At 42.2% G+C, this 8331-nt stretch carries 9 protein-coding genes; 8 read left to right on the top strand and 1 reads right to left on the bottom strand.

The annotated features are described in order from the left end of the window. The first annotated feature begins 257 nt into the window (after positions 1–257). The 6 genes from ACN6OV_RS07455 to ACN6OV_RS07430 all read left to right on the top strand — a co-directional run bounded on the left by ACN6OV_RS07455 (position 258) and on the right by ACN6OV_RS07430 (position 4840). Positions 258–1157 carry an MlaA family lipoprotein gene (locus ACN6OV_RS07455; protein WP_427951446.1) on the top strand — a complete coding sequence of 300 codons (900 nt, stop codon included), beginning with the start codon at positions 258–260 and terminating at the stop codon, positions 1155–1157. Positions 1158–1259: 102 nt separating this feature from the next. Beyond that, on the top strand, positions 1260–2228 hold the full coding sequence (gene gigA, locus ACN6OV_RS07450) for an RsbU family protein phosphatase GigA (protein WP_427951443.1): 969 nt from the start codon (positions 1260–1262) through the stop codon (positions 2226–2228). Positions 2229–2340: 112 nt separating this feature from the next. Beyond that, positions 2341–2859, top strand: a complete 519-nt coding sequence (gigB, locus tag ACN6OV_RS07445; protein ID WP_427951440.1) for an anti-anti-sigma factor GigB — start codon at positions 2341–2343, stop codon at positions 2857–2859. 33 nt (positions 2860–2892) lie between these two features. Then, complete coding sequence (locus tag ACN6OV_RS07440) at positions 2893–3717, top strand: carbon-nitrogen hydrolase family protein (protein WP_427951438.1); 825 nt, start codon at positions 2893–2895, stop codon at positions 3715–3717. A gap of 102 nt (positions 3718–3819) precedes the next feature. Then, entirely contained in the window at positions 3820–4245 is a 426-nt protein-coding gene (locus ACN6OV_RS07435; protein ID WP_427951435.1) for an organic hydroperoxide resistance protein, read from the top strand. 199 nt (positions 4246–4444) lie between these two features. After that, on the top strand, positions 4445–4840 hold the full coding sequence (locus tag ACN6OV_RS07430) for a DUF4951 domain-containing protein (protein ID WP_427951432.1): 396 nt from the start codon (positions 4445–4447) through the stop codon (positions 4838–4840). A gap of 72 nt (positions 4841–4912) precedes the next feature. On the opposite strand, the gene gspE is transcribed toward ACN6OV_RS07430, so the two are convergent. Next, complete coding sequence (gspE, locus tag ACN6OV_RS07425) at positions 4913–6400, bottom strand: type II secretion system ATPase GspE (protein WP_427951429.1); 1488 nt, start codon at positions 6398–6400, stop codon at positions 4913–4915. A gap of 100 nt (positions 6401–6500) precedes the next feature. Between gspE and ACN6OV_RS07420 the strand changes: the two genes are divergently transcribed. Together ACN6OV_RS07420 and ACN6OV_RS07415 are read left to right on the top strand one after the other, a co-directional pair. Continuing rightward, positions 6501–7322, top strand: coding sequence for a hypothetical protein (locus ACN6OV_RS07420; RefSeq protein ID WP_427951427.1), 822 nt, complete (start codon positions 6501–6503; stop codon positions 7320–7322). 9 nt (positions 7323–7331) lie between these two features. Then, positions 7332–8255, top strand: coding sequence for a mechanosensitive ion channel family protein (locus tag ACN6OV_RS07415; protein ID WP_427951424.1), 924 nt, complete (start codon positions 7332–7334; stop codon positions 8253–8255). The last annotated feature ends 76 nt before the right edge of the window (positions 8256–8331 follow it).

Below are 8331 nucleotides of genomic sequence, written 5' to 3'. Positions count from 1 at the left end.
GTTTTTCGCTAAACCCTTGTTTCTCAACAAGTTTTAATCAACATCACCGCCGATGGATGTGCATTCTACAGCATTTCTAACCCAACGCAACACCTTTTTTTAAATTATTTATTCGAGTGGTTTTTTTTTGTTCAATTTAGCCTTTTTTATTCATATTTTGATCAAATTTGCTTTCAACAACGACATTCATATGCTGTTAATATTAAGATATTATCTGCGCTGTTTTAATTATCCGAAAAAAGACTCAGGAATTTTATATGCAACATTCACATTACCTGTGGGCAAGTCTACTCTCTCTTGGACTAGTTTCTCCTGCTTTTGCTGAGTTTACGGATTCTGTAACCGTTACTGCCGAATCATCGGAAGAAAGTACAGCTGTAAAACACTCACGCCTTGAAGCACTAAAAGAATTAAAAAATGTTAAAGCAAAAGATTTAAAAGTTGATGCACATGCTGCCCAGCCAGAAGAAGAAAAAGACCCTTTACAACCACTCAACCGTCAGGTTTATGCATTTAATGACATGATGGACCGAAATATTTTACGTCCTATTGCAGTTCAATATAAAGAAAAAGTCCCAAGTGACGTTCGTGGTTCTTATCGTCTGTTCAGAAAAAATATGAGTGAGCCATGGAATGCGGCAAACCAGATTGCTCAAGGTCGTTTTAGCCGCGCAGCAAAAACATTGGCCAGAACTACTATTAATACAGTGACTACATTAGGACTAGCTGACCCAGCCCGCAGAATGGGCTTTACCTCAGAAGAAGAAAGCTTAGGCAATACATTAGGCTACTATGGCATACCGAGTGGCCCATACTTGATGTTGCCTATACTTGGCCCATCGACATTCCGTAATTCGCTTGACTATGTTGCGGAAGCGTATGGCAGACCGATCAACTATGTGATGAAAAATAATGACCATGAAGGTGTTGCTTGGGGTAATACCGTACTGGGAGCCATTGATACCCGTGCAAATCTGCTCGATGCTGAAAGCGTGCTTCAAGGTGACCGCTACGCAGCCATCCGTGATATCTATCTACAGCGTCAGAAATTTGAAATTGCACAGAAAAAAGGTGAGGATGCCGGCGCTATATCCTTCATTGATGATGATATTGATGACCAAGACAGCCAAGATGATGAGCAAAATTCTGCTGATTAATTTGTAAAATTTTCTGTCAGAGGCGGCTTCGTCTTCCTCTGACCGTAATTTGATTGTTATAGTAGTTCACTTCTGATACACACCGGATCACCCACAGACTTTATGTATTTCATTCAACCTACTCGTGATATTCCATATTTAGATCAGGTACTTGATACACTTCCGAGTGTACAAATGATTAACATTGAAGATCTAGACTTGTACGATCCAACGATTATTGCAATTGCTGATGTTGCTGATTTTTTAAAGCATCAATGGGCAATTCCAACTATTGTGCTGGCTTTTGAAAATGAAGGCGCTGCACTTGCTCAAGCTTGGCAACAAGGTGCTTTGGCCGGTTGGGTATGGAACCATTTGCCAGACAATTTACAAGAAGCATTGATCAAAATTGACGCTCAATATAAGCGTAATCAAGATAGCCGTGATCTCCCCTCGGCGGCAGAATTACAAAAGCGTTTACTGCCCAATCCGATCGAACTACAAAACTATAAGGTTGAAACCTTTTTTCAACCCTCTGCTTATTTATCCGGTGATTGGTACGATTATTGGAAACTGAGCGATAAAGAAATTATTTTTTATTTAGCGGATGTTTCTGGACATGGCGTGACCAGTAGCCTACTCACCTCTTGGATGGCGGCATTTCATGGGCGCTCTAAAACCCCGCGTGAACTGATTAAAAAGCTCAATGGTATGTTGGTACAGGAAAATATCGAAAAACACATTACCATGATTGTGGGAACATTAAACCTAGAAACACATCTGTTGAAATGGTCAAGTGCTGGACATTATCCCCCTGCAATTTTGTTTGAGCCTGGCTTACCCGCTAAAATCTTAAATACCAGTAGTTTTCCACTAGGCCTCACTGAAGACTTAGAAGTTGAAGAGTTTGAATGTACGCTCAATCGATACTCGCGCTTTGTCATTTGTTCGGATGGCGCTCTTGAACCCTTTGATGGTGGGCTGAATGAACAACTCGGTCAATTGGTTTATCACTTGCAAAATCAATCATTTCAGGCACCCGATCATGTTGCAGACGATATTGCCATCCTAAGCTTACGTCGAATCAATTAGATTTAAAATCAATAACTTATAACACATAAGACTTTCTTACGACGCTCACCCACTTGAGTAAGCAGTGGCCCTATGGGATAATTTACTATCCTTCTCTGCAAATGGCATTTATATGTCAACAGGTCATGTTGAATATGCAAGCTTGAATGGAACGCATATTTTTAAGCTTATTGGCGAAGTGCGTGCCCAATCTTGTATTAGTCTAGACAAGTTACTGAACAAAATTGAACAGCAACAAAATGTAGTCGGCGCAATCGTTGATTTAACCCAAACTACATTTATTGATAGTACCGTTCTTGGCATTCTAGCCAAGCTAGGGTTGAAACTTAAACAAGTTCATCATATCCAAGCGGTAATGCTGTCGACAAACTCTGATATTACAACGCTCGCCAATAGCATGGGCTTGGGTCAGGTATTTGTCATCTTAAATTACTGTGGTGATCCAAGTGTATGCACGCGTGCACTGATGGAAGAACACATCACGCATAGCAATATGCTAAATACTGTTCTAGATGCACATAAAACGCTGATGAAACTGAATGACAGTAATCAAAATATGTTTGAACCCTTAGTGAAGCAACTGCAAAAAGAGCAGGATAACTTGGATCAAACCAGCCAGCAAAAAGTGTAAATCAACGATAAAAAGAATGGATGCTCTTGCCTTATGACGCTACTTTCAGTTGCACAAATGAATTCACAAAATGACATTGAAGAGAATTTCAAAGTGATTGAATCTTTGATGCAACAAAGTCAGGCTCAAGGTGCAAGTTTAATTGTCTTCCCTGAGAATTTCGTTTGTTTTGCGGCGGGAAAACAACGTGAAACTGCAGCGCAGTTCGAAAGTATTCAACAACGATTGGAACAACTGGCACACCACTATCAATTATGGATTGTAGCAGGCACTCTCCCATGCCCTTATCGTCCAGATGGTTCCATCATTGCAGATGGTCGAGTGCGTACCGTCAGCCTCTGTATCAGCCCAGAAAAAACTGAAGCACGATATGACAAAATTCACTTATTTGATGTACAAGTCGGTGATGCGGTCGGTGGATATCAAGAATCTCGGTTCTTTGAACCCGGTACAGACCTTGTGGTGGCGAATACGCCCTTTGGCAATCTGGGTTTAATGGTCTGCTATGACCTACGCTTTCCAGAACTTGCACTTAAATTACGCGCAAAAGGCGCCAATATTTTGACTGCACCTGCGGCATTTACCTACACTACAGGTGCAATGCATTGGCAATTGCTTTTACAAGCACGTGCCATGGACAGTCAATGTGCCGTTTTAGGTGCAGCACAACAAGGTTGGCATGGTGAAAAACGTCAAACTTGGGGACATACAGGCGCAGCCAATAGCCGCGGTCAATTACAACAAATGATTCACACTGAGGGTGCAAGCCTAATTACAGTGCCTTTTGACCTCGCTGAACAAGTGAAAATCCGTGAATCTATGCCCTTAATGCAACATCGCGTTTTAGTGCAATACTAAGTTTCAGCACGACCCTTCCATTACAGTTACAAAACAACTGAATATTATTTCAGCAAAATCCCACAGGATATGATTCTAAGCAATCATTCAAGGGATTAAAAAATGACTTTAGAAAAAGCTGTTTATACTGCCCATGCCAAAGCAACTGGGGGCCGTGATGGTCGCGCAACGACATCCGATGGTCATTTAGATGTGCAACTGGCTGTTCCTAAAATTATGGGTGGCACAGGCAATGGTACCAACCCAGAGCAATTATTTGCTGCAGGCTATTCTGCGTGCTTTTTAGGGGCAATGAAGTTTGTGTCAAACCGAGACAAACTTAATATCGCAAAAGATGCCTACATTGAAGGTGATGTCGGTATTGGATCAATTCCGACTGGTTTTGGGATCGAAGTAACCTTAAATATTCATCTTGAAGGCATGGACGCAGCTGAAGCAAAAAAACTGGTTGATGCAGCGCATATCGTGTGCCCTTATTCCAATGCAACGCGTAATAACATCAATGTGAACCTAAACATTCTAACCTAAGATTTTTTCCTACTTACCTCAAAATCGTGAGCACTGTTTGCTAAGATCATGACAAATTGTGCTCACGAACTAAATCAAAAATACATCTTTTCTCTGTTCTCAAAAATCTATGTTCAACCATGCGAATCCGTAATTTTAAAAACCATTAAACACTGCTAAAATGCAATTGATTCTCATTTATATTTAGTGCTTTTTAATTATGTTACTAAAACCTCTACTTGTCTCATTTTTATTATTTAGTCTTTCAAGTTTAGCCTTTGCAGAACTAAGCTGGTCTGAAAAAATCCGTCCCCTGACAGCATCTAAAATCGATCCCAATATTCAACGCCTTGAATTTCCCTCGACACCCAATAACATGCCTTTGCCTGCATTTGGTCAAGGGATCATTGGTTGGGGAACAGGCCCTGAGGGTGCGGCTACACGTTTAGATAATTTGACCCAACAAGATATTGGAAAATTTAAAACCCAAGGCGTGACTTTGGAGATGATAGACACTTGGCAAAAGTTTTATGAAAATGAAACCCACCGTAATACGGCCAATCCAACTGCGCCACTTCGTGCGAAATTGATGCAGAAAATTACTCATTTGTGGTAAAGCCAAATTAAAAAAAGACCTCAAGTATTGAAAAGGCTTCAGGTCTTTTTTCTCTTTTATAGCCGTTTAAAATTAGTCGACAGCTTCATTGGTCACACGCAAAACTTCTTCTATCGTGGTTTTGCCTGCCAAGACTTTACGCAGACCATCATCACGAATTGAGCCAGCATTCGCACGCACATGATTTTCCAGTTCAAATTCCGCTGCATTGCCATGAATCAGGCGGCGTGTTTGCTCATCGATCGGGACAATTTCATAAATTGCAGTACGTCCTGTGAAACCGCTATGTGAACACTGTTCACAACCTTTCGGTTGCGGGAGCTTTAAATCAACAGAGCTATCTAAATGCTTAAACAATTCTTTTTCAAAATCATCCGCCTCATGCCAAGTGGCACAGTGCCGGCATAAGGTTCGAACTAAACGCTGTGCCACCACACCAATCAGTGAGCTTGAAAGTAAGAATGGTTCAATCCCCATATCTTTCAACCGTGTTACTGCACCAATGGCTGTATTGGTATGCAGGGTTGAAAGTACCAAATGCCCTGTTAATGAAGCCTGAACTGCAATTTCTGCTGTTTCCAAGTCACGAATCTCGCCGACCATCACCACATCGGGGTCTTGACGCAGCATGGCTTTTAAAGCACGGGCAAAGGTCATATCCACTTTGGTATTGACCTGTGTCTGCCCAATCCCCTCCAATTGATATTCAACTGGGTCTTCAGCCGTCAAAATATTTTTTGAGCCATCATTTAAGTCTGACAATGCCGCATATAAGGTGGTGGTTTTACCCGAGCCCGTTGGCCCTGTGACCAAAATAATGCCATGCGGACGATGCACCAATTGTTTCAGTCGGTCATAGTCATGCTGCATCAAACCTAAATGGGTCATATTCAAACGACCAGCTTGTTTATCAAGTAAACGCATCACCACGCGTTCACCGTAAGACGACGGCAAGGTTGAAACACGTACATCCACCTCACGCCCGGCAAGTCGTAGGGAAATACGGCCATCTTGCGGAATGCGTTTTTCCGCAATATCCAGTTTTGCCATGACTTTAATTCGCGACACCAACAACGGCGCCAATTCACGCCGTGGCTGTACAATTTCACGCAATTGCCCATCGACGCGTAAACGGACAGACAATTTTTTCTCAAAGGATTCGATGTGAATATCTGATGCGCCAACACGGATGGCTTCAGACAGTAAGGCATTGATTAAACGTACAATTGGTGCATCATCTTCCTGATCCATCAAATCTTCGGTTTCAGGTACAGAATCTGCAAGGCTAAGTAAATCTGGATGATCTTCCAGGCCAGCCGCGACTTGTTGTGATTCGCCGGTATCACCTGCAAAGCTCGAGCTAAGCAATTGATTAAATTCTTGTTCGGTGCAAAGTTGATATTGTGCAGGATGGCCCAAAAATCGACGTGCTTCTTGCAATGCCAATAATGGCGTACTGCTCCGGCGTACAATAAATGCTTGATCACCCTCATATCGAAGCAATACGCCATGACGTTTGGCAAAACTATATGGTATTTGTAATTGTTTAAGTACTTGCATCACGCATTATAATGACGAAAAAAGTTGTTTTGAGTGTACTCTAAGCATTTGACAGCGTGAAGTCAGTTTTTAGGATTTATCAAGATAAGGGAAATGCGCATTGCCATTACAGAATGAAATTACTGAGCAAGAGAGCCCTAAACTAAAATGGTGGGGTGAATATCACTTTGAACTAAACCATCCACGGAGCTGGCAATTTGGTTCACTACTTTTTCGTGTGACGCGTGGCATGCAAGAATGGCGCATGGAATATCATCGTCCAATCTTTCAGTTTGACTATGAACAACAATGGCATCAAATTTCTGACCCTGAATTCGGCTTTCCGCAACCAGTGAAAATGGAACGTTATATGTTCCGTCAAACCCACGATAAAGTTCAGATCATGCCACGTTTGGCCGATCGTTCCGTGGTGATTAAACCAGTTGACCCGATTTATATTCCTGCCGGACAACGCGGTACTTTATATATCAGCACGCCACTTTGGGTGGCAGGCTTTGTCGAAGGTTTAAAAGAACCATTATTTGATATTCCTGTGATTTTACCCAAAGACACATGGTTTGGTCCCAACCATCGTATAGGGGAAGTGTGCTATGCCACAGCAGTCGATGGCCGCACAGAGTTAAAGCAACTGAGACCACGCGCATTTCGTGCGATTACCCCAATTGAATTTCACAATATCAGTAATGAACAGATTCGCTTTGACCGGATGAACGTGCCAGTCCCTGCACTGCCTTTATTTTATAGTGAAAGTACCGGGCGTTTATGGACTTCACAAATTCGCGTGGTACATGAGGGCCATGACAAACCACCCCGCATTAAAATCGAGAACCGAACACCACCACAAGCAGGTGATGTCGTTTATCTACATCCGCCACGCGAGTCCGCCAATGTGCTGTTCAATATGTTTGATTCATTTTTCTAAGGGCGAATTATGGCAGAGTTAAGTATTTCCAAAGAGGTCATTAATAGCCTAAAAGGAATGGTCAGTAACCTCAATGCGGACCGGCTGACGGAATTATTGGTTGCAGTCTTACTCGCTGTAATTGGTTTTATCATTGCACGTTTTGTCTCAAATACCTTTGTCCGTACCATAGGCGTGCGCTTTAATGCACATCAACAACTGGTCTGGCGGCGCGGTATTTTCTATTTCATTTTTCTTATTTTTGTCATGGCCAGTCTAAAAGAAGCCGGTTTTAAACTTAGCGTCTTTTTAGGTGCAGCTGGGATCTTAACGGTCGCACTGGGTTTTGCCTCACAAACCTCGGCATCAAACTTGATCAGCGGGATGTTCCTAATTGGTGAAGGTTCTTTTGAGGTCGGCGATACCATTCAATTGACCTTAATCCGCGGTCATACCATTGAAGGTGAAGTAATTTCGATTGATTTACTGTCGGTCAAATTACTGACACAGGACAATGTCTACGTCCGCTTGCCGAATGAGCAGCTGATTCGTGCTCCGGTGCATAACTTGTCAAAATTTCCAATCCGGCGCATACCGATTACTCTGGCCATTAACTTCCATGAAGACATTATCAAAGTCCGTGAAGTATTATTAGACGTGGCGGGCAAATATCCATTGGTATTGGCCGATCCTAAACCTGCGGTGACTGTTACCGCATTTCGTGAATCTTCCATTGAACTACTGTTTGCGATTTGGTGTAAACGCGAGAACTTTTTAAAAGTGCGTGATGAAATGCAGGAACGGATTCGTAATGGTTTTGTGGAAAATAAAATTGAAATCCCAGTACCGAAAATGGGCTTTGTCGATGCCCCTCTTTCCACTCAAGCGGTTGAAGCAGATCTTGATCCCTATGCCAACGCACAAGAGATTAAGCGCGAACCCAATTTAAAATAAACTCAAAGCCCTAAACTAAAACTTAGGGCTTTATTTTAAGGACTCAAAATTTCGATAGAGCTATGATGACACTTTC

The organism is Acinetobacter sp. (assembly GCF_050285345.1).
Lineage (GTDB): Bacteria > Pseudomonadota > Gammaproteobacteria > Pseudomonadales > Moraxellaceae > Acinetobacter.
The sequence above is the reverse complement of the archived record's forward strand: the minus strand, read 5'-3'. Positions and strand labels throughout refer to the sequence as shown.

What these genes read in the sequence shown, in the direction of transcription:
- gigB (WP_427951440.1), top strand. Translation starts at nt 2,341, where the DNA reads ATGTCAACAGGTCATGTTGAATATGCAAGCTTGAATGGAACGCATATT.
- ACN6OV_RS07440 (WP_427951438.1), top strand. Translation starts at nt 2,893, where the DNA reads ATGACGCTACTTTCAGTTGCACAAATGAATTCACAAAATGACATTGAA.
- ACN6OV_RS07455 (WP_427951446.1), top strand. Translation starts at nt 258, where the DNA reads ATGCAACATTCACATTACCTGTGGGCAAGTCTACTCTCTCTTGGACTA.
- ACN6OV_RS07435 (WP_427951435.1), top strand. Translation starts at nt 3,820, where the DNA reads ATGACTTTAGAAAAAGCTGTTTATACTGCCCATGCCAAAGCAACTGGG.
- ACN6OV_RS07430 (WP_427951432.1), top strand. Translation starts at nt 4,445, where the DNA reads ATGTTACTAAAACCTCTACTTGTCTCATTTTTATTATTTAGTCTTTCA.
- gigA (WP_427951443.1), top strand. Translation starts at nt 1,260, where the DNA reads ATGTATTTCATTCAACCTACTCGTGATATTCCATATTTAGATCAGGTA.
- gspE (WP_427951429.1), bottom strand. Translation starts at nt 6,400, where the DNA reads ATGCAAGTACTTAAACAATTACAAATACCATATAGTTTTGCCAAACGT.
- ACN6OV_RS07415 (WP_427951424.1), top strand. Translation starts at nt 7,332, where the DNA reads ATGGCAGAGTTAAGTATTTCCAAAGAGGTCATTAATAGCCTAAAAGGA.